The following is a 25113-nucleotide window of genomic DNA, read 5'->3' as shown; positions in this document are numbered from 1 at the left end:
GTAAATTTATGTTATAATAAAGGTACAAAGTAAGAGTGAATTGAATGATAGAGGCTGTTCCATAAATAGTTGGAGCAGTCCTTTTTTATTATGAAGAATGCTCCAATAGTATTCCTAATTTCAGCAAAGTTATAATAAACCACTATTGAAGAATCCCCAAAAGCCCTTGCTACCTCCATTGTTTTTAAAATGCCCATTCAATTGAACAATTTTGTGTATTACCGTATATATAATTTTACCTTTTAACCTAATTTGTGTTAAGGTCAGGGTTACCTAAAGCGGGAATATAAGGGTATTTGTTCAGGTGAAGTGAGTGTTCGATTGATTACAAATATCTAATATAGGTGTATAGTTAGAGCAGTCTTTTTAATCCCGTATTAACAGGCTGTAAAGTTTTTAACTTGTGTTCTTTTATCACCAATCAGTGGAGATGAGAAGAATCCTCCACTGATTGAAGGTTCATTGTATATTCAAAAATAGTATTTATAATTTGGTTGCAAAGGTAGGGATAAGATGAATTTACAATATTATTTCTCGGGGAATGAATTAATAAATTGTATGGATGAAAGTAGACCATACAGGCAGGGGAATAAGGTAGTTCATGTCTCCTGTCTTTTGTATGGCTAATAGCTTCCATAGTCCAGTATTGCAAGCGAAAGCTAAAGGATTGCTTTGTGAGAACGATATAGACCTTTGAAGGGAGGTGAGAATATGAAGGTTATTTTTACAGTAGGGTTACCTGGGAGCGGAAAAAGTACATTTGTACAAAAGCTAGCAAAGGAGGAAAATGCATTTATTCTTTCAAGTGATACGATACGTCAGGAGTTATTTGGTGATGCATCCAAACAGAAATCGCGAGTTGTTTTCCGTGTTTTGTATGAGCGACTGCATGAGCATATGGCAAAGGGTCACTCTGTTATTGTAGATGCTACCAATATCGAACGAGAGCGAAGAATATTTGCATTGCATAAGCTACCAAGCTCACTCCAAAAGGAATGCTATTACTTTGACACGCCTTATGCTAAAAGTGTTGCAAGAAATCAACAACGCAAGCGACAAGTACCGTTAGCGATTATGGAAAAAATGAGAAAACATTTAGAGTTTCCAACAATAGGAGAAGGATTTGATCAGGTACATATTGTGCATGAGGCAGAACCTTATAGTATTTCAATGCAGCAATTTATCGAGCTTATTCAGCGACAGCCTACTTATGAGGAGCTTTTTCAGGCGTTACAGGCTATCCCATGTTTTAAAGAAATTTATCGCTTTCATCAAAAAAATCCGTACCATCAATTTTTACTATGCCAGCATACGTATTTTGTTTTCTCCTATATAAATGAATACTATATGGAAAACGATAAGCTAGCATTGCAAATTGCTGCACTATTCCATGATATTGGCAAGCCATTTTGTAAAAAATATAAACCATTGCAACAGCGATATGGTTATTTTGGACATGAAAATGTTTCTGCACAAATCGTTTGCCATTTTTTATTGGAGTTAGGCTTTAAGGAGGATTTTGTGCTAAAGGTTGTTTATTTAGTACAGTTTCATATGCTTATTCAGTATGGTGGTGATAGAGGCAGTAGCCAAATTTATCATTTACTAGATGGTGATTTATTGACAAGGCTTTATTTTTTCCGTGAGGCAGACCAATTTGCAAAATAACAAGGAAGTGAGAAAATGACCAATTATATTAAATATCCACGGAGCTTTCATTTACCATGGAGCAGGGGCTATACACATGATGATAAGGTTATGAAAAATGTCGACCATTTTATTGGAAAGGAAGTAGTCGTAACTGAAAAGCTAGATGGGGAAGGCACAACGCTTTACAAAGATTATATGCATGCAAGAAGTATTCATTCAGCAAATCACCCTTCGAGAAATTGGGTGAAAACATTCCATGCAAGCTTTGCTTATCGAATCCCAGATGGTTGGCGCTTATGTGGTGAAAATGTGTATGCTAAGCATTCTATTTACTATCAAGCATTAACAAGCTATTTTTATTTATTTAGTATTTGGAATGAAGACAATATATGCTTAAGCTGGGATGAAACAGTAGCATATGCAACTAAATTAGGCATTGAAACGGTTCCTGTTTTATATAAAGGTCTTTTTGATGAAGTGAAAATTAAACGTATATTTACAGGGAAATCGATATTCGATGGTGAGCAAGAGGGTTATGTAATTCGTAATGTGGAAGCCTTTCATTATGATGATTTTCAATATAACTTAGGGAAATTTGTTAGACCACAACATATTCAAACAAGCGAGCATTGGCTAAAGGAAGAAATGATTCCAAATAAATTAAACGTCTAATAAGTGAGCGAGAAGGGACTGAGAACAATGTAAAACTGAACAAAAATAATCATCCATTTTAAATTATGAGGAAGAATGCAAAGGTCGCATAGTCCTATATAAAAGGGACTTACAGGTTCGATTCCTGTCATCCTCCTATGAATACGCAAATGTCAAAGTATTGTTCAATCAATGTTTTGATATTTTTTATTTTTTTTAGCCTAAATTTAACCTTCAACTGTTATTTTTGATAAAGAGTAGATGAAGAATGGGAGGTAGATGGATATGAGGGAAACATTAATTGGTAATGCAGTAGTGTTAAGTTTATTGATAGGCGGAGGAGAAATAGTCTCTGCTCATAAAGCAATTCAGTCACTTAATATAGAAGGAATAGATTTAGAAACAGCTTTAATGGAAATCCAAGCAAAGCGAATACAGCTATTAGATGAGCAGCTAAGAGCTCAAACAGTGGTTGTTGAGCAGAAGTATCAGGAAATGATTAGATTAAATGAACAGATCGCTGCGCTATATAACGAAGGGGTAGCAACGTCAGACCAACAGATGGAAGCATTAAAGGCTCAATTAGATGCTGTAAGTAATTCGCATCAAATAAAAATACAATATCTACAAAGTCTAAAGAAAAAACGCAATGAGGTGATGACGAACTTTATGAAAACAATGCAAGGTCATCGCTCAGCTATTTTTAAAAATTTGCGTTAATAGTATAAACAAAGAATCTACTATATATAAAAAGCGGATTCGGACAATTTTTAATGTACCGAATCCGCCTTTTTATTATTTTGTATAGTTATCAAAATAGCCTTGAATATAAATCATTGGTGTTCCTTTATCGCCCGAGCCTGATGTTAGGTCAGATAGGGAGCCGATAAGGTCTGTTAGGCGACGAGGTGTTGTCCCTTGGGCAGCCATTTGACCTGTTAAATCCTCATCTTTATTCTGGATATAATCAGAAATGGCTGCTTTTAGTTCTTCTCCTCGCAGGTCTGCAAAATCGTTATCCGCTAGGTATTTTAATTTAACCTCATTAGGTGTCCCATTTAATCCTGCTGTAAAAGCTGGGGAGACCACTGGGTCCGCAAGCTCCCAAATTTTTCCTACAGGATCTTTAAATGCGCCATCACCATAAATCATAACTTCGATAGTTTTTCCAGTAGCTTCTTTAACTTTTGCTTGGATACCATCAACGATTGGCTGACATGTATGTGGGAATAGCTTGATACTATCCTCCGTTGCTTTATTGGAGCCAAGTAAACCGTACTCAGCGTTGAAGCCAGAGCCATTAATAGATTCAGCTAAAATATTATCAAGGCTATAAACTTTTTCAGCACCGTTCGCCGTTAAAATACGTTTTGTGCGGAAGCGTGTATGAATATCACATGTTAACACATTCTTGGTATAATCTAAAATAGTTTTAGGGTTATTCGAGAAGATAACCTCACATGTAGCGCCCTCTGCTTCAATGAGCTCTTTATAGTATTCAATATAATCTACACCTGTAAAGGTATGCTTTTTATAGCCAAAGTGCTCACGGAATTCAACCTCATTTAAGGTATCTGTCCAAGGGTTAATGCCTTTTACATCTAGCTCGTCAATATCTACAAGATGATTGCCAACCTCATCAGATGGGTAGCTTAGCATTAAAACAACCTTTTTAACACCCTTAGCAATACCACGTAAACAGTTTGCGAAGCGATTTCGACTTAAAATTGGGAAAATCACACCCACTGTATCGTCACCAAATTTTGCTGCCACATCTACAGCGATATCATCAATTGTTGCATAGTTACCTTGAGCACGTGCCACAACAGACTCTGTTACTGTGACGATATCACGATCCTCGATAGTATAGCCTTCAACTTTTGCAGCATTTAGCACTGTATCGACAACGATTTGTTCAATATTATCACCTTCGTTAATAATAGGACCACGAAGACCTCTTACTACTGTACCGATTACACGTTCCAACTTAATCTCTCCTTATTCGACAATCGTAAAGTGAAGTAAAATTCATATGGTTTTACTATACGCTCCAATAATGCTATAAGTAAAATTAATAGTTTATATAATAGTTATAAGGAGTGCTTATATGATAGGGAAATTAGATTTATATCGTGTTTTTAGTGTTGTCGCTAAAAATAATAGCTTTTCGAGAGCCGCCAAGGATTTATATATGACACAGCCAGCTGTTAGTCAAGCTATGATGCAATTAGAAAAGGAGCTAGGTACACGTCTTTTTAATCGAACGCCTAAGGGGGTAACATTAACAACAGAAGGTAGCCTGCTTTTTGAATATACCAACTCTGCTTTAGGGCTGTTGGACGCTGGTGAGGAAAAGTTGCTAGAATTTAAAAATTTAACAACAGGACAGTTAAAGATTGGGGTAGGGGATACGATTTCTCGTTTCTTTTTAATGCCCTATTTAGAGGCATTTCATACGATGTACCCCAATATAAAGCTACAAATGCTAAATGGCACAACCTCTGAAATTTGTAATTTTATTAAATCAGGTGAGGTAGATATTGGACTTTGCAATTTTCCGATAGAAGATGCAACATTACAGTTGACTGTATGTACAGATGTTCAGGATATTTTTGTCTGTGGGGAAAAGTATAAAACATTAGTGTCTAAAAGCCTGAGCTATCAAGACCTTTTAAAATTCCCACTTGTTTTTCTCGAAAAAAAATCGAATTCAAGAAGATATGTAGAGGATTATTTAGTTAGTAACGGAGTCCATATTGAGCCAGAATTTGAGCTAGGCTCACATGATCTTGTGCTCGAATTTGCGCGTAGTAATTTAGGAATTGCTTGTGTGACAAAGGAATTTTCAAAGGATTATCTACAACGAGGGCTTCTTTATGAACTAGCTTTACAGCAAAGCATTCCTCCAAGAAGCATTGGTATATGTTATTTAAAAACGGTACCCCTTTCTAGGGCAGCAGCAAAATTTGTCGACATCATTGAACATAAGCGTTTAAATACTAGAAAAACAGTGAAGAAAGCTTAGCGACATTAAGAGTCAGTTAAGCTTTTTTAGTAATGCATTTATCAATATATCAACATTGTGCTTATTCTTCATGGTTGGTGAGTAAAGATAGGAAAATGTTCGCATAAAATGTTGTCCTTCAAGAGGAATGGTTGTCAGATCACCGTTCTTTAACTCACGCTCAATTACACAGGCAGATAGTAAGGAAAGACCAAGTCCTTGTATAACACTTTCCTTGACTCCCTGATTACTACTAATTGTTAAAAGCGAATGAATCTGTAAACCATTTGCTCTAAATAAATGATCTAAATAATTTCGTGTTCCTGAGCCTTCCTCACGCGCAACCCAGCTTTGTTGTTGAAGTTTATCAGCAGTAAGGGGCTGTTGTCTTGCTAGAGGATGATCACTTGCACACACAATAAATAGCTCATCTTGCATAAATGATTGTATGAATAGTTCCTGATCCTGAGCTTGCCCTTCTATTAGACCAATATCAACTTGCAATAATTTAGTATATTGAATGATTTCCTTTGTATTACCAATAATAACTTGAATCTCAAGTTGCGGGAATTGTTGATGGAGATTGGCTAGGATGGGTGGCAATATATATTCTCCAATGGTAAAGCTTGCTCCAATGATGAGTGATCCTTGTACCTCGTGATGATAGGTAGCAATATCGTCCCTAGCTGCCTCAGTGATAGCCATGATTTGTTTTGCTCGTTTATAAAGGATTTCGCCAGTTGGTGTAATTTGAACAGATTTTGGTGAACGAATAAATAACGTTGTGTGTAATTCTTGCTCTAAGTTTTTAATGTGTAGGCTAACACTTGGCTGTGAAATATGAAGTATTTCTGAGGTCTTTGTAAAATTATTGACCTCTACCAGTGTGATAAATGTTTTTAAAGCATCATATTGCATATCTCCACCCCTATTATTAGAAATATTAATAATAATAATTATATATATCTATTTTACTAATGATGAGCTTTTTAATAAAGTAGGAAGCAACAAGAGAGAAAGAAGTGAACATCATGGTAAATAGACAGAATAAGATAAAATATTTCCCTCATCTAGCCTTTTTTAAGGGAATTTTATTAACGCTTTTTATAGCTTTAGTGGCAAAATATATTGCTACATTTTCGTTATTTTCAATAGTGGGGCAACTAGTGATAGCCATGGTATTAGGAGTGGCTTGGCGAGCAGCTTTTAAAGTACAGGATTCATGGCAAGTAGGTATCACATTTTCCAGTAAGAAGCTACTACGGTTCGGTATCATTTTATTGGGCATGCGCTTAAATTTGGTAGATATTTATCATACAGGAGCCAGCGTTTTTTTAATCGCAATTATTGATCTGCTATTTGCATTAATAGTTGTGTATGGATTAACGAAAATGTTTAAAGTCGAGCAGAAGCTAGGGATCTTAACAGCTTGTGGAACGGCTATTTGTGGAGCTGCTGCTGTAGTAGCTATTGCCCCTCAAATTAAAGCAAATGAAAAGGAAACGGCAGTAGGAGCGGCTATTGTGGCATTGCTAGGGACAGTATTTACACTTATTTATACAATACTTTATTCCATTATTCATTTAACCCCAACTGAATACGGGATTTTCGCAGGTGGCACGTTACATGAAATTGCGCATGTCATTGCGGCTGCATCTGCTGGTGGTAATGAAGCGGTGGATCTGGCGGTTATTGTAAAATTAACGCGTGTGGCGCTGCTTGCACCAATTGCTATTATTATCGGAGTTTTCTATCAAAAGGTGGATAAGGGTGAGGAAAAGGTCTTGTCATTATCGATTATTCCATGGTTTATTGTAGGATTTTTAGCGATGGGAGCTTTTAATTCATTAGGTATTGTAGATGCCAATACAGCACAAATCATTGTGAATATTGCCTATATTTTAATTGCTATGGCGATGGCTGGTCTTGGCTTAAATATTGAAATTAAAATCTTTAAGGAGCTTGGTGTAAAGGCATTTATTGCTGGCTTAATTGGTTCAGTTTGTCTAGCCATAATGGGCTATATACTCGTTATTTTTTTATAAGAAAAGACCCTGCATAAAATTTTTATATGCAGGGCTTTTTCAGATAGAATCAGAAGATCATGTATAAAATGTTACTTGTTGTTTATTATCGTAAAGCTTCAATGGAAGATGCGAGTTCAGCAACTACAATTTTGCTGCCGATAATTGGACTATCAGCTTTGTTACCCTCAGAATCCGAACCGGGACGTTGATGAGCTGCAGCAAATGCATCGCTATTGCGCCATGCTTGGAAATGCTCCTTGGATTCCCAATACATATTCACACTCATTTCGTCATAAGTAGGATCATCCGTTGAAATTAACACCTCTACTTTATGGAAGCCTTCAAATTGTTGTAGAGGACCTGGTTTTGTAAAATTTGGTGCCATTCTTGCAGCAAAGCCTGGTTTTACTTGAATGCGGTTCGTTACAATAATCATGCTTTTCCCCCCTTACTATTAGTTACTAAGTATTTGAATGAGTTATCATTGATTATCATTCGCAATCAATCATAAGTGGCATAAGAAGCCATTGTCAATAGTTGCCCCTTATATCGGCTAATATTTTCCCGACAGTATTTGGTTAGTGATTTGCGGTGGATACTATTCTAGTAAAGTATGAGATTGTCGATATTAGTCAATTTCTATTGGAAGCGGTGGAAGGTTATGAAAAAAGATAGAATGTATAGATGTCCAATTATATTTGCTAAACCAATAAGATTAGTATTTATTTTGATGACAAAAGGAAGCATGCAATTCATCGGAAGACCTGGTGTTGGTGATCGAAATGTTATCTTTTTTCCTGTCAATTTAATTAAGGGATGGATAATAATTTTATCGGCGCCATTTTTTAAAATCAAAAATATTTATTTAACTATCTTTATATAAAGGAGTAGTAATGTTATAATATGGAATTATATAATAAATTTGGATTATATAGTCGCAATATTTATAAACCTTTTTACAACACATCCACCACCCTCACTAACAAGATGCCACAACATGAAACGAAAAAACAGTTGGAGAGTTGAGGTGATAAATAGTCTTTATGATACAGTAAAATTTGAATTTAACGTTTCAATTTAAAAAAATGCAGGGAGAACAAAATTAAAAATTTTATCTGTAATAGGTTTGGCGTTAACAATAATATTTACAGAGGCTATGCCCACATTTGCACTAACATCAGAAAACAAGCTTTCCCCTATTATACAAACTTAAATCATGTTGAATTGACGGAAGCTCAATACAATAATTTGGCAAGGGTATTCGATGAAGATACAATCGCAACATTCACGCAAGATATGGTAGATATACTTGCAAATGATACAGCTTTAGAAACAAGAGGTCATTCTAAGTATATAAAGACAGATACAGTTGTTGATTTCCTCGGAAATGTAATTTCTACAACAGATACAGAAGTTACTGAAGAGGAGGCGATGGAATTTATAGAAAATCCGCCAGTTCAATTGAAAGGATATCCTGTTCACCAAACGACTATGAAACGATTAACAATTAATGTTACTGCTGGATCACTTTCGAGTAAAACTATCACAGTGACCTGTGAGTAGTTAGTGGGTCAAATGCCTGCAACTCGTTCCCACGATGTGATCGCTATAAGACCTGGTCTTAGTATAGGTCTAAATGATCGTAGCAGTATTACGGGATATTTAAAACATAATGGTTCTATTGTTCAAAATTATACTAAAGGTCATAGTAATATAAGAGATATTTCAGGTGGTGTAGGTCTTAGTATGTCTTTACCAAGCGGTGGAACGTCCATGTCACATGGGTTAACCATGATTGTTATATCTAATAGGGATCCATTTACTGCTTATGGTAGTTTCCAACATGCCCAATCTGCGGTTACGTTAGCGGATTCAAAAGCATACAATATTAATAGTAGTGGATTGGGATCAGTCATCGACTTTACGAATACAACTAACTACAAGATCAAAATACGATGCTATGCAAGGCGTAAATGTACATGGAGTACTGATACATTAGATTGTAGATAATAAATGTAAAGGTCCAAAAAGTTGAATGATCGACTAAATGTGACAAAATGAGAAACCAAAGAATGTTGATTTTACAGCATTCTTTGGTTTTAAATATATAGGAACAAGTTAAATGATGTAATAAATGTAAAAGTGCAATCTAGTTCATGATATGAATCGTAGGTAACACATGATCGTATAATGTCAAAAACATGATTTGATCCATCGGGGATATATTATGAAAAAATATATATTTTTATTTTTCACTGTAATTTGTATGTTAATTATAACAGGGTGCGAGAACGATAAAAATAAAGATTTGACTTGTACTAAAATAGCTGGTGAGAATGAGGAATTTATTTTGAAGTATTCGTTTAAAGAGGGGAAAGTCTATTTATTGGATTGGACCTTGACAGCACCAGGGAATCCAGATGTTTATGGTAGACCCTATTATGAAAGAGAATTAAAAAAGCTTAATTGGATACCAGGTTGTACACAAGCAATCACAGAAAACAATGAGACAAGACATACGCTAAAGCAAGTTTGTGATCTTAGTAAAATGTCAGACCAGGATATCCAAGCCGTGTATTCAACTGACAGAAGTTCATTAGAGACTACAAGAAAGGAAACGTTAGATTGGCACGAACAGGATTCGCTTACAAAATGCGAATAAAATAAACCTTTAAATCAGTAGCACATTTTTTCCATACCTTAAAGAATAAATGCTCATGGATTATCTATTCTTTAGGTTTAATGTCGCCCTCACATCTTCTCTGTTAGAGTTCTAGTATTGATAAAGACCTTCTTTGCTCTTTATTGTTACAGTTAAGCGTAATAGTCGCTAAAACATAACCATATCCAATGCATTTGGGTATGGTTTTTACTTTTGGGCATGCTAAAATAAAGCACTCTTTACTGAGGAAATTTTTTGAGTGGGTTATCATGCGCAATCAATCATAAGTAAAGTAGAAAGACATTATTGATAGCTGACATTTTCCTGACATTATTCGGTGCTATACTGATAGAAAAAAGGCTAAATAGTGAGGTGGATGGCTGTGGCAAATATATTAGTGGTGGAAGATGAATATGCAATCAGCCAAGTTTTAACGGTTTATTTAAAAAAGGTAGGCTATGAGGTGACACAATGCTTTAACGGTGGACAGGCATTAGATGTATTTCATAAGGTACAGCCAGACTTAGTATTGCTAGATATTATGCTACCAGAGAAAAATGGATGGTTGATTTTAAAGGAAATAAGAGAGCTAAGTGCTTGTCCCATTATTATGTTAACCGCATTAGGCGAGGTGAATAATCGTTTAGAGGGCTTTGAGCAAGGTGCAGACGATTATATTGCTAAACCTTTTATTGCAGATGAAGTTGTGGCAAGAGTAAAGGCAGTGTTACGACGTGCCACAGGGAATCTTGATCCAACTTCTATAAAGCGCTATGGAGCTCTTCAAATTGATCGTAAGGCACATCAGGTATTTTTAGGAGAGGAAGAAATTGTATTAACACCAAGAGATTTATCGGTGCTGTTGTTTTTAGCTGACCATCCGAACCAGACGTTTACACGTGACCAGCTTATTGATCAAATTTGGGGTTGGGAATATGAGGGGAGCGATCGAGCCGTCGATTTAGCTATTAAGAGGTTACGTAGGGCATTAAAGGAATGGGATGAAGCAGAGGGAGAAATAAAGACACTACGTGGATTGGGGTATCAGCTAAGTGTTTCAAAAAAATAAACGAATTGCCTTACTCCATTACTGGACAAGCCGCTATTTACTCACCCTTTTCATCGGGCTAGCGATTATTTCATTGATTTCTGCAGCATGGATTCGTCATACAACTTTTGAAAATCGCTTAGAGATGATGGCGTTTTTAGCAGATGAAACCGTTTATCGTCTTACTGATACATCTGAGCCAAATGGTATTCCGGGCTTTATCGGTGATCGAGAACGTTTTACTATGAGGGAAATTGATCCTATTTTATATGTGGTAGATACAGCAGGCAATATATTGACAAGTAATCGTCCTGTGCCACCTGATCGTGTTAAAAATATTGCTAGTTTATTGGATGGCAAAGAGGGCATAGCGAAAATAACGGATGAGCAAGCATCTATTCAATATGTTGTGAAAAGAAAAATAGAAAGTAATCATAAGTTAATGGGCTGGGTACTTGTGATGGAAAAAAGCGACAATTTAACAAGAGTGAACCAGGCATATGGTCAGCTTGCACTGTTAATTGGGGCGTTAGCTGTTTTAGGCTGGATCGCTATTTATTTTTTATCAAAGCGTTTAGCCTATCCAATTAAGCAAGTAGCGAAAGCCGCAAAGCAAGTGCAGGAAGGAAATTATGCCATTGATTTGCCTCAGGATAGTAAGGAAGAAGAGGTATATGAGCTTGTGACCTCCTTTGAAAATATGGCACATAAGCTAGAGCAGCTGGAGAAAACCCGAACGGAATTATTAGCAGGTGTGACGCATGAGCTGAAAACACCTGTGACATCTATAAGTGGCTTATTACAGGCTGTTAGAGATGGCGTTGTAACTGGACAGGATGCAAAGGAATTTATTGATATGGCGATGGTCGAAACAATGAAGATGAAAACAATGGTCGGTGATTTACTGGCGTTTAATCAATTTGCTGTGGATGCTATTCCAGTCAAGCTTGAGGTTGTGAATGTTAATCAGCTTCTGCGTGATGCGGTGATGCAGTGGAAAGGCATGCAAGAAGAGGAACGGGTAGATGTACAATTACATTTACTAGAGCAAGCCGTAATGGTTCAGGCAGATATTGTACGTGTTCAGCAAATTATGACAAATCTATTTACCAATGCCAAACAGGCAATGGACAATGGCACGATTACAATCACTGTAATGGATCAGGGGGCTACACTAGCTATTGTGGTGAAAGATACAGGTGATGGTATCCCGCTGGAAGATCAGGCATTTATTTTTGAGCGTTTTTATAGAGGGGAAAATAAAAAATATACTATTAGAGGACTAGGTCTAGGGTTACCACTTAGTAAAATGATGGCACAATCAATTGGTGGTGACTTGCGTTTAATCGAAAGTGACATCTCTGGGACATGCTTTGAATTTGTACTGCAAAAGGCTACTACGCTGTAAGAGCGTAGTAGCCTTTTCTTATGTTTGTAGGCAAAATAAAAAGAATTAAGTCCAATTAGATCCAATCTTTTACATATGCGATTAATCCTAGGAATGCACCTATCCCTGCACCAAAGAAAATAGGAATTATAATATTGGGATTATGCCTTTTTTTATTTAGTAGTTCATTATTATGATTCATTAAAATTCCTCCTACCATTCTTTATTCACTATACGGAAAAATCAAGAAAATGTTTCAGGCTTTCTTCAACAGGACAAAAAGAAAATAGTAGACTGACATCTGCCTGACACAAAGGCCCTTTATAGTAGGTCATGTAAGCAACACTAGCACGACTAAAGAAAACGAAAGAAAGGTGATGTATATGCCTATTGTTACTTCATTTAACCCAAATGGTCGCAAGGAAATTAAGCAGGCGATCTCCTATCCAGATTATGCGTTATTAAAGGTTAAGCTTCAATATGTGATGCAACTAGATAAACATGCAGGCAAGAATGGCAAATATTTAATTCGGAGCACATACTTCGATAATTTTGCCAATAAAGTGCTCAATGAGAAAAAAGAGGGCTATATTAATCGCGATAAATATCGAGTGCGTATCTATGGTAAATCCAGTGCCATTATTAATTTGGAGCGCAAGAGTAAGCGCAATAATTTAACCTTTAAAACAAAATGTGCCATCTCACAAGCAGAGTATGAGAAAATGCGCGTTGGAGATATAGCGTGGATGGAGGAAGATAAACGAGCGCTTATTCGAGACCTATACCAAGAGATGCATTATAGCCAGCTTAAGCCAACAACAGTAGTAGATTATGAGCGAGAGGCCTATATCTATCCATTTGGCAATGTGCGCGTAACTTTTGATAGTAAGGTGCAATCAAGTCTACGCAATACAGATATGTTTAATCCAGAGTTACCTATGGTGGGTGTATTGGAGCCAAACCTTGTCATTTTAGAAGTGAAATATGATGAATATTTACCAGATATCATCAAGTATTTACTACAGTCTGTGGATACACGTGCAGAAGCCTATTCAAAATATCAACTCAGTCGTATGTACGGCTAATATAAAGGAGACATGAATGATGGATACAATTAATTTTAGTGATATTTTTAAATCCAATTTTTTAGAAAAAACAACATCATTTTCATTGATTGATTCTGTGATTGGATTAGTAGTAGCATTTTTTATCGGGCTTTTTATTTATGTGGTTTATAAGAAAACCTTTAATGGTGTGATTTACTCACATTCCTTCAATATTTCATTATTAATTATGACAATGGCCACAGCACTTGTTATTATGGGCATTAGCTCCAATGTGCTGCTATCGCTTGGGATGGTCGGAGCCCTATCAATTGTGCGATTCCGTACACCGATTAAGGACCCAATGGATTTAGTATATATTTTCTGGGCAATTGTTTCTGGTATTTTATGTGGTGCAGGCTTTATTCCTTTAGTGATTATTGGTGCTGTGCTAATAGGGCTTGTATTGCTTGTATTTGTCAATAAAATTACTGTAGAAAATCCTTATTTATTAATTGTAAAGCTTGAGGAAGAGCTTGCTAATGCAGAGGTAGAACGCATTATTGCTGCTGAAACAAAAAAATTCGCGCTGAAGTCTAAATCCATTATGCAAATGGGGGAAATTGAAACAACTTATGAAATTCGTATCAAGCAAAATGATGCTAAATTAATGGATCACTTAACAAAGGTTCCAGGTGTGCAATCTGCCATTATGCTTAGCTATGATGGGAATTTCACGGCGTAATAAAAGAGGTGCAGACCATGATAAAAACACGCATTGTCTATCTGTGCATGGCGATACTGCTTGTTCTCTTTGCTGTGCTATATACGGTGCTTCCGAATATAGGCATTGAAACAAAAAATACTGAGTTTTCCTATGAGAATTTGGTATTTAATAAAAATAAAGTCACAACCGTTGATATTGAAATAGCTGGGGAAGATTGGGCTGATATGCTTGAAAATGCAGCAGAAGAGGAGTTAAAGCAGGCCACTATCACAGTTAACGGTAAGAAAGTAGAAAATGTTGCTATTCGCACAAAGGGCAATTTATCGTTACGTTCGGTGGTGAATAGTGACTCTGATCGCTATAGTTTAAAAATTGATTTTGATTATTATGATAATACACAAAGCTTATATGGTTTGAAAAAATTAAACTTAAATAATAATTATAGTGACACTACATTGATGCGAGAATATATTTCCTATGAATTGATGGAGCAAATGGGCTTACCAACGCCAGCTCATTCCTATATGTATGTCACTGTAAATGGTGAGGAACGCGGCTTATTTTTAGGTGTGGAGGCCGTGGATGAAACCTTTTTAGCAAATAACTATGGCTCTAATGATGGTTTTTTATTTAAACCAGATGGAACAGGCAGTGATTTACAATATATTAGTGATGATCTAGCAGACTATACAGGTATTGGCTTAAAGACCAATGAAGGCAATAGTGATGAATCGAAGCTTATTGAAATGCTGGATGCTATCAATAATGGCGGAGATATTGAGCAATACATTGATGTCGATGAAATGTTGCGCTACTTTGCCGTAAATACAGCAATTGTGAATTTAGATAGCTATCAAGGAAATATGAAGCACAATTACTATCTGTATGAACAAAATGGGGTGTTTTCTATTATTCCATGGGATTATAATATGGCATTTGGAGGCTTTGGTGCTGGTGGTGGTAGAATGGGTGGAGAAAATGATCAAAATTCAGCCAATACTTCTACTAATAGACAAAGACCTTTTGCCCAAAATAATGAACAGCTTGCTCAGGCAGATGGTGGAGATAAACAGCAACAAGGTGGCTTCTTTAACATGGGAATGGGCATGTCAGGCAACCTAATAGATGAGAGTGCCATTAATTTTAGTGTGACGACCCCTGTTTCTGGTACAACGTTAGAGGAGCGACCATTGCTCAATGCTTTACTTGCGAATGAGGAGTACCGTGCCAAATATGAAAGCTATTTAGAAAAGCTAGCAACCACTTATTTAACAGAGGATTATATACAATCCATCACTAAAAATTTAGCGGTGCTATTAACAACCTATGTGGAGGCAGACCCTACAAAATTCTCAACAACAGAGCAGTTTTTAGCAGCAGTTGAGGGTGACAACAGCCTTCCTGAATTTGCTAAACAACGCTCGGATTCTATTTTAAAGCAGTTATCAGGAGAGCTTGTGGTGGAAGCATCTACAACAGCAAATATGCCAGCACCTAATGAAAATGGTGCTATGCCAGAAAACTTTGATCCGAGTCAGCTCCCAGAGGATTTTGATCCAGCACAAGGTCCACCGTTTAACAGGGAAGGTAATGGTCCAGGGGAGGGACAGAATGGTGAACCTATGCAACCTCCTGGTGGAAACGGATTTAAAATGGGGGAGCCAGGTGCAAATGGTGAAGCATCGAATCAAGCAACTGTTATTGATAAAAATACAGTACTTACAGTAATGGTATCCTTAGTATTACTCCTCCTAGCCATCTTATTTGTTTTTAAATTTAAACGTAGGGGTCACTAAAAAATAACCATATCCAATGCGTTTGGATATGGTTATTGCCCTTTCTCATGCTAAAATAAAGCATTCTTTTCTGAGGAGTCTTTTATATGAATGAATATCAGTTTGATAAATATTTACATATTAACACTGTGGGAGAACAATATGGATTTCCTAAGCTGGCTCATTATCATCGCTATGAGCCAACGCCTTATACTGGACTAGAACAGCTATTTGCTATCTATGAGATGCCAGCTCAGCCTGTTTTTATTGATATGGGCTGTGGGAAAGGACGCGTACCCATTTATGTGCATGATAAATTCCATATTCCAACAATTGGGATAGAAATAGATGCAGGGTTTTATGCAGAGGCTGAAGAGAATAAGCGAAGTTATCTTCAAAAAAAACGAGCACATATGCCTATTTCATTTATTCATACAATTGCTGAAGCCTATGAGGTAAAGTCGCGCGATAATGTGTTTTTCTTTTTTAATCCTTTTTCGATTCATATTTTTCGTACGGTTATTCATAATATTTGGAAATCCTATGAGCAGCGAATGCGTGATATTCATATCATTTTATATTATCCACCCTATGATTATTTGCAGTTTTTACATTATGGCACATCTTTCGAATTACTTTATGAAATTCATTTAGAAAATGAAACAAATCTTAATGAACGCTTTTGTGTGTTTGTCTTAAAAAAAGCTTAGAGCAATGAAAACCATCTCTAAGTTTTTTATTTTGCCTCTTATATAATCTTTTTTTTGAGGTATTTTACTGAATTATTTTCAGGGAAATAATCATTATTCTTGGGCAAGTTGATTAAATAGTTGTGTCTATTTTTGTATATTCAGCTTTTGTCTTTAGTGATTATTGTAGTGAGAATCGATGATTTGTTAGGCTTATCTATGAAAAAGAATAAGCATTTAATAACATTGCTAGTTTATGTATAAAGCTAATAGATAATTCATAAAAACAATTATACTGAAAAATCACACTAGACTAAATATAAAGAATGCTTTACAATGTAAAAGGCTTAAATGAATACTATTTTCTTTTATTTAAGATAGTTATAAATAATTATTTTTCTATTGAGCAAATGCAATTTATTGTTTATAATTATCAGAAATATCTAATATTTGAAAAACTTTCAGGGGGAATTTAATTATGAAAGAGAGCAAAAAGCTTAAGAAGTTCGGTTCACTTTTAGTAGCATCATCATTGCTTGCTGGCGTTTTAGCTGGTTGTGGTAATGGAGGCGATTCAAGCTCTGGTGGAGGCTCATCTTCATCAGGTGGTGGTTCATCATCATCAGATGGCGATACAATCAAAATCGGTGCAAACCTAGAGCTTTCAGGAAATGTAGCTTCCTATGGTTCCTCTATCGGATTAGGAGCAGAACTAGCTGTAAAGGAAATTAATGATAATGGCGGTATTGATGGTAAGAAAATAGAATTAATTAAAGTAGATAATAAATCTGAAAACGCTGAGGCAACTACAGCGGCTATTAAACTAATCACACAAGATAACGTAGTAGCTATGTTAGCGCCTGCAACTTCAGGTAATACAGTAGCAACTGTTCAAATTGCAAATGACAATAAGGTTCCGATTGTTACTGGTTCTGGTACAGCACCGAATATTACCGTAAATGAGGACGATGGTAGTGTTAACGAATATGCATTCCGTACATGCTTTATTGATCCTTTCCAAGGAATTGTAGCTGCTAACTTTGCTTCAAATGAGTTAGATGTGAAAAACGTAGCTATTTTTGCAGATAACGCATCTGATTATGCAAAGGGCTTAGCAAAATCCTTTAAAGAAACGATTACAGCAAATGGTGGAAACATTGTAGCTGAAGAAGCATACGTAGCGAAGGATGCAGACTTCCGTACACAGTTAACAAGTATTAAATCAAAAAATCCAGACTTTATTTTTATTCCTGGCTATTATGAAGAGGTTGGTTTAATTGTTAAGCAAGCACGTGAATTGGGTATTGATGTACCTTTAATGGGTGCTGATGGTTGGGATTCACCAACTTTAGTAGAGCTAGCTGGTGCAGAGGCATTGAATAACACATATATTACAAACCACTACTCTGCAGAAGACCCAGAACAAAAAATTCAAGATTTTGTAAAGGCATTTAAAGAGGCAAATGGTGACAAAGCACCTGATGCATTCAACGCACTTGGTTATGATTCTATTTACTATATTGCAGATGCAATTAAACGTGCGGGCTCTACAGATGGAGAAGCGATTAAAGATGCATTAGCTGACACAAAAGATCTTTCTTTAGTAACAGGTACTTTCTCAGTTGACGAAGACCATAACCCAATTAAAACAGCAACAGTTCTTGAATTTAAAGACGGTAAACAAGTGTTCAACTCTAAAGTAAATCCTTAATGTTTTGTAAGTAAGGGGGAGGCGGGTAAACACGCCTTCCTTTTTTATGCTGTAGATTACTAGAATGATAGTAGAGAGCATAAATTTTTATAGATGTATGCATTTATTTTTCAATTTTCAGAAAATTAAAAGGAGTGAACGCACATGGAATGGATACAGCAGCTTGTGAATGGTATTTCACTAGGTAGTATCTACGCGTTAATAGCGTTAGGGTATACGATGGTATACGGAATTATTAAGCTGATTAACTTTGCTCATGGTGATGTTTTCATGATCGGTTCGTTTATTGGCTTTTACGCAATTGCTAAATGGGAGCTTGGCTTCTTTCCTGCACTGTTATTGGCGATGACAGTCTGTGCGATTATGGGTGTGTTAATTGAACGTATTGCCTATAAACGTTTACGGAATGCCACACGTATTGCGGCATTAATTACAGCGATTGGTGTATCGTTATTAATCGAATATACAACAATTTTCTTTAGAGGCGCACAGCCAGCAGCCTATCCTGAAGTATTTACAAATAAGTCATTAAATATTTTTGGCGTACAAATCGGTAGTACATCGATTTTGATTTTATCGGTCGCAATTGTATTGATGATTCTTTTACAATTCATCGTACATAAAACTAAAATCGGGAAAGCAATGCGAGCTGTTTCTCATGATGCAGATGCAGCGCGTTTAATGGGGATTAATGTAGATAATACAATCTCTGCAACATTTGCCATTGGTTCTGCCTTAGCAGGTGCAGCAGGTGTAATCTTCGGTATTTATTATACAAAGATTGACCCATTGATGGGGGTTATTCCAGGAGTAAAAGCATTTATTGCAGCCGTTCTTGGTGGTATTGGTATTATTCCAGGTGCTATGGTTGGTGGTATGCTACTTGGTGTTGTGGAATCATTAGTAAGTGCGCTTGGCTTCTCGTTATGGCGTGATGCAGCCGCATTCGTTATTTTAATTTTAATCTTAATCTTCAGACCATCGGGTATCTTTGGTAAAAATGCCCGTGAGAAAGTGTAGGTGAGCGGTATTATGAAAAAGTCTAAAGTTTTCTGGGGCTATGCCGTATTAGCGCTAGTCATCTATGCAATTGTCCAAGTGTTAATTTCAACAGGTGCAATCGATATCTATTATAAAAATATGCTGATTACGATGTGTATTAATATTATGCTGGCTGTCAGCTTGCATATTGTTATCGGGGTTACAGGACAATTCTCGATTGGGCATGCCGGTTTCTTAGCAGTGGGTGCCTATATATCCGCTATTATTACAACAAAGCTAATGCTACCATTCCCATTGGCAATCCTTTTAGGTGCACTTGCAGCAGCGGGGGCTGGCTTAATTGTAGGGATTCCTACTTTACGTTTAAAAGGGGACTATCTAGCGATTGCAACACTAGGATTCGCAGAGATTATTCGTATTATCTTTTTAAATACGGATTATGTGGGTGGCGCAGCAGGGATGCAGGTAAAGTATTTGTCTAACTGGACATATGCATTTGTTGGTGTTGTGTTAACGATTTTAGTTATCTCTAACTTTACAAATTCTCGTCATGGTCGTGCATGTATTTCGATTCGTGAGGATGAAATTGCAGCAGATGCGATGGGTATTAATACAACTTACTATAAGGTAGTTGCATTCGTTATCGGCTCCTTCTTTGCTGGGCTGGCTGGTGCTATTTTTGCTCACAACTTTTACATCATTCAACCAACGACATTTGGCTTCTTAAAGTCGTTTGATATTTTAATTTATGTGGTACTTGGTGGTTTAGGAAGTCTTTCAGGGTCAGTAATTGCAGCTATTTTCTTAACAGTGGTATCAACATACCTAGCAAACTTCCCTGAAACACGTATGATTATTTACAGTTTAGTATTAATTATCGTTATGCTTTATCGTCCAACAGGCTTAATGGGCACAAAGGAAATTACGGATTTATTTAAGTTTGGTAAAAAAGGAGGTACAAAATAATGACTGGGAACCTTCTTATCAAAGTTGAAAATATGGGCATTCAATTTGGAGGCTTAAAGGCAGTACAGGCTGTGAATATGTACCTCAATCAAGGAGAACTAGTGGGACTTATTGGACCAAATGGTGCTGGAAAGACAACAAGCTTCAATATGTTAACGGGCGTTTATACACCAACGGAAGGGACAATTACATTTGATGGGATTAAATTAAATGGGCTTGCACCTTATCAGGTAACACAAAAAGGAATTAGCCGTACATTCCAAAATATTCGTCTATTTAAAGAGCTATCTGTTTTAGATAATGTAAAGGTAGCCAATCATTCACTTGCAAAGCATTCCATGTGGTCTTCTATTTTCCGTCTACCAGCTCATTTTAAGGGCGAGGCAGAAATGGAGAATCAATCAATTGAGTTCTTAAAAATCTTTGGCTTAGATGTCTATAAGGATGAGCTAGCAAAAAATTTACCGTATGGGATGCAGCGTCGTCTAGAAATTGCGCGAGCACTTGCAGCAAATCCAAAGCTGCTATTGTTGGATGAGCCAGCAGCAGGGATGAATCCACAAGAAACGCATGACTTAATGGAGTTAATTGCCTTTATTCGTAAGGAGTTTGGCTTAACTATTTTACTAATTGAGCATGATATGAGCTTAGTTATGGGAATTTGTGAACGCATCTATGTACTCGATCATGGACAATTAATTGCTGACGGAACACCAGAGGAAATTCGCAATAATCCAAAGGTAATTGAAGCATACCTTGGTGAGGAGGTTATCGGCTAATGCTAAAAGTACAAGATATAGATGTTTATTATGGCAATATTCAAGCATTAAAGGGCCTCTCTTTAGAAGTAAATGAGGGTGAAATTGTCACATTAATCGGTGCAAATGGTGCTGGCAAAAGTACATTGTTAAAGACTTTGTCAGGCTTGTTAAAGCCAAAGGGTGGCATTATTGAGTACGAAGGCTTCTCGATTGCAGGAAAGGCAGCTCAAACTATTGTAAAGTCAGGCATTTCTCATGTTCCGGAAGGACGTCGTGTTTTTGCCAATATGACCGTAGAGGAAAACTTAGAGCTTGGTGCTTATTTGCGTAATGATAAAGTAGGAATTAAAAAAGATATGGATCATGTTTTTGAGTTATTTCCACGATTAATGGAGCGTCGTAAGCAGCAATCGGGTACACTGTCAGGCGGTGAGCAGCAGATGCTTGCAATGGGGCGTGCATTAATGGCAAAGCCAAAGCTGTTATTAATGGATGAGCCTTCAATGGGTCTTGCACCGCTTATGGTTAAAAATATTTTTAATATTATTGAGCAGGTCAATAACGAGGGTACAACTGTCTTACTTGTTGAGCAAAATGCTAATATGGCGTTATCTGTTGCTAATCGTGCGTATGTACTGGAAACAGGAAAAATAGTTTTATCAGGTACAGCACAAGAGCTTCAAGAAAGTGAACAAGTGAAAGCAGCCTATTTAGGCGGCTTATAAAAGAAGGAAGGGGTGTGAGAAAGATTTCGTCTTTCCTAGCACCCCTTTCGCTTATTTACCATAAAATTTCTTCTGGATATTTGAGCTGAATTTGAATATTGTGTAGTGGCTGTTTTGTTGTAATAGCAGCGTCCATTAGCTGAGCCTTTAATGCAGCATAGTCATGATCCTCAATCATGAATCGCACTGCAAATGCAGCTAAATGGGCTTTACGCTCCTCTTTGTCCAATTGGAGATATTCTAAATTGAGTACATCAACATATTGTGTTGCATAACGGAAGGTTAATGGATTTTTCGCATGCAGCATTTTTAAAAACACCTCATAATCTTCCTCATTCATTTCTTGCTCTAGGCAATCAGCAATAGCAGCTTGAAACTTACGAATAATAGCAATGTCATAATCCCACATGGACGAATCATTTAACTGCTGGTGTAGATCAATAAAATCGTTTAAGGCAATTGCACTAAAAATGATTTCAGGCCACAGTATTTCAGTTGCAAAATAGACATTTTTATTTGGGAAGATTAACTCATGCTGTGTAAGAACATTTTTATTAAGCCCATTATTGACAAAATCTAACTGGTGTTCGCCAAGCGCAGCGTGCCTTAGTTTATAGCAAACACTTAAAATACGCAGCCGAGGACCTTGATAATCATAGTATTTATTTTCATCCCCGGTTATTTTGTAAATGGCATTAATCAGTTCATCTAAATCCCAAAAATCTCCGCTAATCCGTACCCCTGTTAATTGTTCCGTGCTTTGAATAACAATCATTGTCCTCGCACCTCCCCTTTAATCACTTATTTTGGTGTGTAGTTGAGTAGTTTAAATAATTCTGTTCGTTCTTTGTCGGTTAAGTCACGCCATTGCCCAATCTTTAAATTTCCAAGCTTAATATTCATAATGCGAATTCGCTGTAGACGCTTAACAGAATAACCTAACGCTGTACACATTCTTCGTATTTGGCGATTTAAGCCTTGCTCCAAAATAATTTTAAAGACTCTGTCCGATATTTTTTCGATATGACAGGGCAATGTTGTTGTATCTAAAATATCTACACCTGCACCCATTTTTTTAATAAATGCCTCTGTAATTGGCTTATCAACCTGAACGATGTATTCCTTTTCATGGTGGTTTTCAGCACGTAAGATTTTATTGACGATATCACCATCATTGGTTAATAACAATAACCCCTCTGATTCTTTATCGAGCCTTCCAATATGAAAAATACGTAAAGGATGATTAACAAAGTCGACCACATTCCCTTTAATATGGCGTTCCGTCGTACTTGTGATGCCGACAGGTTTATTCAGGGCAAGATAGACAAGTTGCTGTTCCTTCTTTACCTCTTTTCCATCAACGCAAACAGTATCACCAGCCTCAACTTGACTGCCTACTGATGCAGGCTTTCCATTAATCGTAACTCTCCCTTCCGCTATCCATTTGTCAGCGCCTCGGCGAGAGATAATGCCTGTTTCACTCAAATATTTATTAATACGCATAAGGTTCTCCTATATTTTATATTAATTTAAGTATACCTTAACGTTGCGTCTAGCGTGAATGCTAGAAACTTTTCTTTTAAAAATAAATTGGATGGAAAATTTTTCGAAAAAGTTGAAATTATTTTTCGTTTCTGACAATATATTAAATGAGAGGGTTTCTATAAAAATATGGTTATTCCGATATAAAATAATGTTTTTTGTAGACAATTCTCATTAAATTGTGTAAAGGGGAGAAGTAAAATGGTTTATGCATTTCCAAACACTGAAGGATCGGTAGTTCAATTCAAAGAGAAATATGATAATTATATTGGTGGCGAATGGACACCCCCAGTGAAAGGTCAATACTTTGATAACGTCACTCCTGTTACTGGACAAGTTTTTACACAAATAGCGCGTTCCACGGCTGAGGATATTGAACTTGCACTTGATGCAGCTCATGCAGCTAAAGACGCGTGGGGAACAACATCGCCGACAGAGCGTGCAAACATTTTACTTAAAATTGCAGACCGTATTGAGCAAAATTTAGAAAAGCTGGCCGTTGCTGAAACATGGGATAATGGTAAAGCAGTACGTGAAACATTAAATGCAGACATCCCTCTTGCAATTGACCATTTCCGTTATTTTGCTGGCGTTTTACGTGCCCAAGAAGGCTCAATTAGCCAAATTGATAACGATACAGTTGCCTACCATTTTCATGAACCAATTGGGGTAGTCGGTCAAATTATCCCTTGGAACTTCCCGATACTAATGGCTGTATGGAAACTGGCACCAGCACTTGCAGCTGGAAACTGTGTTATTTTAAAACCAGCAGAGCAAACACCAGCATCTATTATGGTGCTGTTTGAATTAATTGAAGATTTATTACCACCAGGTGTTGTAAATATTGTAAATGGATTTGGCTTAGAGGCAGGCAAACCACTTGCGTCCAATCCACGTATTGGTAAGATCGCCTTTACAGGTGAGACAACAACAGGTCGTTTAATTATGCAATATGCTTCTCAAAATCTAATTCCTGTTACATTAGAACTGGGTGGTAAATCGCCAAACATCTTCTTTGAGGATATTATGGATGAAGATGATTCCTTCTTAGATAAAGCAGTAGAAGGCTTTGTATTATTTGCGTTAAATCAAGGAGAGGTGTGTACATGTCCTTCTCGTGCATTAATTCAGGAATCAATTTATGATAAATTTATGGAGCGTGTGATACAGCGAGTGGAGGCCATTAAAATTGGTAACCCACTTGATCCAAATACAATGATGGGTGCACAGGCTTCAAGCGAGCAAATGGAGAAAATTCTTTCATATTTAGATATTGGTAAACAAGAAGGCGCAGAATGTCTAATTGGGGGAGAGAAAAATAATGTAGGAGAAGGCTTTGAAAATGGCTACTACATTAAACCAACTGTCTTCAAAGGGCATAATAAAATGCGTATCTTCCAAGAAGAAATTTTCGGACCAGTTGTGGCAGTTACAACATTTAAAACGAAAGAGGAAGCATTGGAAATCGCCAATGACACATTATATGGCTTGGGGTCAGGTATTTGGACAAGAGATATGAACACAGCTTATCGCTTTGGTCGTGGAATTGAGGCAGGACGTGTTTGGACAAATTGCTACCATGCTTATCCTGCACATGCTGCATTTGGTGGTTATAAAATGTCTGGTGTCGGACGTGAAAACCATAAAATGATGTTAGCTCATTACCAACAAACGAAAAATTTACTGGTTAGCTATAGCGAAAACAAACTGGGCTTCTTCTAATTTACAGGGAGGTGCATGAGC

Annotated in this window: 26 protein-coding genes; 20 read left to right on the top strand and 6 right to left on the bottom strand. The window is 36.7% G+C overall.

The features are described from left to right. Positions 1 to 711 precede the first annotated feature (711 nt). The 3 genes from MHB44_RS22750 (at position 712) to MHB44_RS22740 (ending at position 3021) form a co-directional block, all read left to right on the top strand. Positions 712 to 1668, top strand: a complete 957-nt coding sequence (locus MHB44_RS22750) for an AAA family ATPase (protein ID WP_341300997.1) — start codon at positions 712 to 714, stop codon at positions 1666 to 1668. Between the two features lie 15 nt (positions 1669 to 1683). Beyond that, entirely contained in the window at positions 1684 to 2322 is a 639-nt protein-coding gene (locus tag MHB44_RS22745) for an RNA ligase family protein (protein ID WP_341300996.1), read from the top strand. 264 nt (positions 2323 to 2586) lie between these two features. Beyond that, positions 2587 to 3021, top strand: a complete 435-nt coding sequence (locus tag MHB44_RS22740) for a hypothetical protein (RefSeq protein ID WP_341300995.1) — start codon at positions 2587 to 2589, stop codon at positions 3019 to 3021. Between the two features lie 75 nt (positions 3022 to 3096). Here MHB44_RS22740 and MHB44_RS22735 read toward each other — a convergent pair whose 3' ends face one another. Continuing rightward, on the bottom strand, positions 3097 to 4287 hold the full coding sequence (locus MHB44_RS22735) for a coenzyme F420-0:L-glutamate ligase (protein WP_341300994.1): 1191 nt from the start codon (positions 4285 to 4287) through the stop codon (positions 3097 to 3099). A gap of 121 nt (positions 4288 to 4408) precedes the next feature. Between MHB44_RS22735 and MHB44_RS22730 the strand changes: the two genes are divergently transcribed. After that, positions 4409 to 5326, top strand: a complete 918-nt coding sequence (locus MHB44_RS22730) for a LysR family transcriptional regulator (RefSeq protein ID WP_341300993.1) — start codon at positions 4409 to 4411, stop codon at positions 5324 to 5326. 12 nt (positions 5327 to 5338) lie between these two features. On the opposite strand, the gene MHB44_RS22725 is transcribed toward MHB44_RS22730, so the two are convergent. After that, positions 5339 to 6223 carry a LysR family transcriptional regulator gene (locus tag MHB44_RS22725; RefSeq protein ID WP_341300992.1) on the bottom strand — a complete coding sequence of 295 codons (885 nt, stop codon included), beginning with the start codon at positions 6221 to 6223 and terminating at the stop codon, positions 5339 to 5341. A gap of 113 nt (positions 6224 to 6336) precedes the next feature. Here MHB44_RS22725 and MHB44_RS22720 point away from each other — a divergent pair, with 113 nt between their 5' ends. Continuing rightward, a complete protein-coding gene (locus MHB44_RS22720) occupies positions 6337 to 7350 on the top strand; it encodes a YeiH family protein (protein WP_341300991.1) in 1014 nt (337 codons plus the stop codon). An 85-nt stretch (positions 7351 to 7435) separates the two neighbouring features. Here MHB44_RS22720 and MHB44_RS22715 read toward each other — a convergent pair whose 3' ends face one another. Continuing rightward, positions 7436 to 7768, bottom strand: coding sequence for a heme oxygenase (locus MHB44_RS22715; RefSeq protein ID WP_341300990.1), 333 nt, complete (start codon positions 7766 to 7768; stop codon positions 7436 to 7438). Positions 7769 to 8580: 812 nt separating this feature from the next. Between MHB44_RS22715 and MHB44_RS22710 the strand changes: the two genes are divergently transcribed. From MHB44_RS22710 to MHB44_RS22690, 5 genes are all read left to right on the top strand, one after another. Continuing rightward, entirely contained in the window at positions 8581 to 8895 is a 315-nt protein-coding gene (locus tag MHB44_RS22710) for a hypothetical protein (protein WP_341300989.1), read from the top strand. A 183-nt stretch (positions 8896 to 9078) separates the two neighbouring features. Beyond that, positions 9079 to 9342: a hypothetical protein gene (locus MHB44_RS22705; RefSeq protein ID WP_341300988.1), complete on the top strand. Its 264-nt coding sequence runs from the start codon at positions 9079 to 9081 to the stop codon at positions 9340 to 9342. Between the two features lie 217 nt (positions 9343 to 9559). Next, positions 9560 to 9994, top strand: a complete 435-nt coding sequence (locus MHB44_RS22700) for a hypothetical protein (protein WP_341300987.1) — start codon at positions 9560 to 9562, stop codon at positions 9992 to 9994. A gap of 382 nt (positions 9995 to 10376) precedes the next feature. Beyond that, positions 10377 to 11063 (top strand): response regulator transcription factor, encoded by a 687-nt coding sequence (locus MHB44_RS22695; RefSeq protein ID WP_341300986.1) that lies wholly within the window; start codon positions 10377 to 10379, stop codon positions 11061 to 11063. Then, on the top strand, positions 11047 to 12450 hold the full coding sequence (locus MHB44_RS22690; protein ID WP_341300985.1) for a HAMP domain-containing sensor histidine kinase: 1404 nt from the start codon (positions 11047 to 11049) through the stop codon (positions 12448 to 12450). Before MHB44_RS22695 ends, MHB44_RS22690 begins: the two co-directional genes overlap by 17 nt. A gap of 55 nt (positions 12451 to 12505) precedes the next feature. Here MHB44_RS22690 and MHB44_RS22685 read toward each other — a convergent pair whose 3' ends face one another. After that, positions 12506 to 12631 carry a hypothetical protein gene (locus MHB44_RS22685; protein WP_341300984.1) on the bottom strand — a complete coding sequence of 42 codons (126 nt, stop codon included), beginning with the start codon at positions 12629 to 12631 and terminating at the stop codon, positions 12506 to 12508. Between the two features lie 181 nt (positions 12632 to 12812). Between MHB44_RS22685 and MHB44_RS22680 the strand changes: the two genes are divergently transcribed. From MHB44_RS22680 to MHB44_RS22640, 9 genes are all read left to right on the top strand, one after another. Further along, a complete protein-coding gene (locus MHB44_RS22680; protein WP_341300983.1) occupies positions 12813 to 13514 on the top strand; it encodes a polyphosphate polymerase domain-containing protein in 702 nt (233 codons plus the stop codon). A 19-nt stretch (positions 13515 to 13533) separates the two neighbouring features. Beyond that, positions 13534 to 14217, top strand: a complete 684-nt coding sequence (locus tag MHB44_RS22675; RefSeq protein ID WP_341303029.1) for a DUF4956 domain-containing protein — start codon at positions 13534 to 13536, stop codon at positions 14215 to 14217. Positions 14218 to 14234: 17 nt separating this feature from the next. Then, the gene (locus MHB44_RS22670; protein ID WP_341300982.1) at positions 14235 to 15995 is read left to right on the top strand and encodes a CotH kinase family protein; all 1761 of its coding nucleotides are present in this window, start codon (positions 14235 to 14237) and stop codon (positions 15993 to 15995) included. Positions 15996 to 16081: 86 nt separating this feature from the next. Further along, entirely contained in the window at positions 16082 to 16684 is a 603-nt protein-coding gene (locus tag MHB44_RS22665; protein ID WP_341300981.1) for a class I SAM-dependent methyltransferase, read from the top strand. Between the two features lie 457 nt (positions 16685 to 17141). Next, positions 17142 to 18374 carry an ABC transporter substrate-binding protein gene (locus MHB44_RS22660; RefSeq protein ID WP_341300980.1) on the top strand — a complete coding sequence of 411 codons (1233 nt, stop codon included), beginning with the start codon at positions 17142 to 17144 and terminating at the stop codon, positions 18372 to 18374. Positions 18375 to 18518: 144 nt separating this feature from the next. Next, a complete protein-coding gene (locus MHB44_RS22655; RefSeq protein ID WP_341300979.1) occupies positions 18519 to 19394 on the top strand; it encodes a branched-chain amino acid ABC transporter permease in 876 nt (291 codons plus the stop codon). 12 nt (positions 19395 to 19406) lie between these two features. Then, the gene (locus tag MHB44_RS22650; RefSeq protein WP_341300978.1) at positions 19407 to 20342 is read left to right on the top strand and encodes a branched-chain amino acid ABC transporter permease; all 936 of its coding nucleotides are present in this window, start codon (positions 19407 to 19409) and stop codon (positions 20340 to 20342) included. After that, positions 20342 to 21121, top strand: a complete 780-nt coding sequence (locus MHB44_RS22645) for an ABC transporter ATP-binding protein (protein ID WP_341300977.1) — start codon at positions 20342 to 20344, stop codon at positions 21119 to 21121. Before MHB44_RS22650 ends, MHB44_RS22645 begins: the two co-directional genes overlap by 1 nt. Then, positions 21121 to 21828, top strand: a complete 708-nt coding sequence (locus tag MHB44_RS22640; protein WP_341300976.1) for an ABC transporter ATP-binding protein — start codon at positions 21121 to 21123, stop codon at positions 21826 to 21828. The genes MHB44_RS22645 and MHB44_RS22640 overlap by 1 nt, the downstream gene beginning before the upstream one ends. A gap of 55 nt (positions 21829 to 21883) precedes the next feature. On the opposite strand, the gene MHB44_RS22635 is transcribed toward MHB44_RS22640, so the two are convergent. Both MHB44_RS22635 and rluF read right to left on the bottom strand, forming a co-directional pair. Further along, positions 21884 to 22603, bottom strand: coding sequence for a hypothetical protein (locus MHB44_RS22635; RefSeq protein ID WP_341300975.1), 720 nt, complete (start codon positions 22601 to 22603; stop codon positions 21884 to 21886). Between the two features lie 26 nt (positions 22604 to 22629). Beyond that, positions 22630 to 23331, bottom strand: a complete 702-nt coding sequence (rluF, locus tag MHB44_RS22630; RefSeq protein ID WP_341300974.1) for a 23S rRNA pseudouridine(2604) synthase RluF — start codon at positions 23329 to 23331, stop codon at positions 22630 to 22632. Between the two features lie 240 nt (positions 23332 to 23571). On the opposite strand from rluF, the gene adh reads away from it, so the two are divergent. Next, positions 23572 to 25092 carry an aldehyde dehydrogenase gene (adh, locus tag MHB44_RS22625; RefSeq protein ID WP_341300973.1) on the top strand — a complete coding sequence of 507 codons (1521 nt, stop codon included), beginning with the start codon at positions 23572 to 23574 and terminating at the stop codon, positions 25090 to 25092. Positions 25093 to 25113 lie beyond the last annotated feature (21 nt).

The organism is Lysinibacillus sp. FSL H8-0500, assembly GCF_038051955.1.
In the GTDB taxonomy this organism is placed as follows: domain Bacteria; phylum Bacillota; class Bacilli; order Bacillales_A; family Planococcaceae; genus Lysinibacillus; species Lysinibacillus macroides.
The sequence above is the reverse complement of the archived record's forward strand: the minus strand, read 5'-3'. Positions and strand labels throughout refer to the sequence as shown.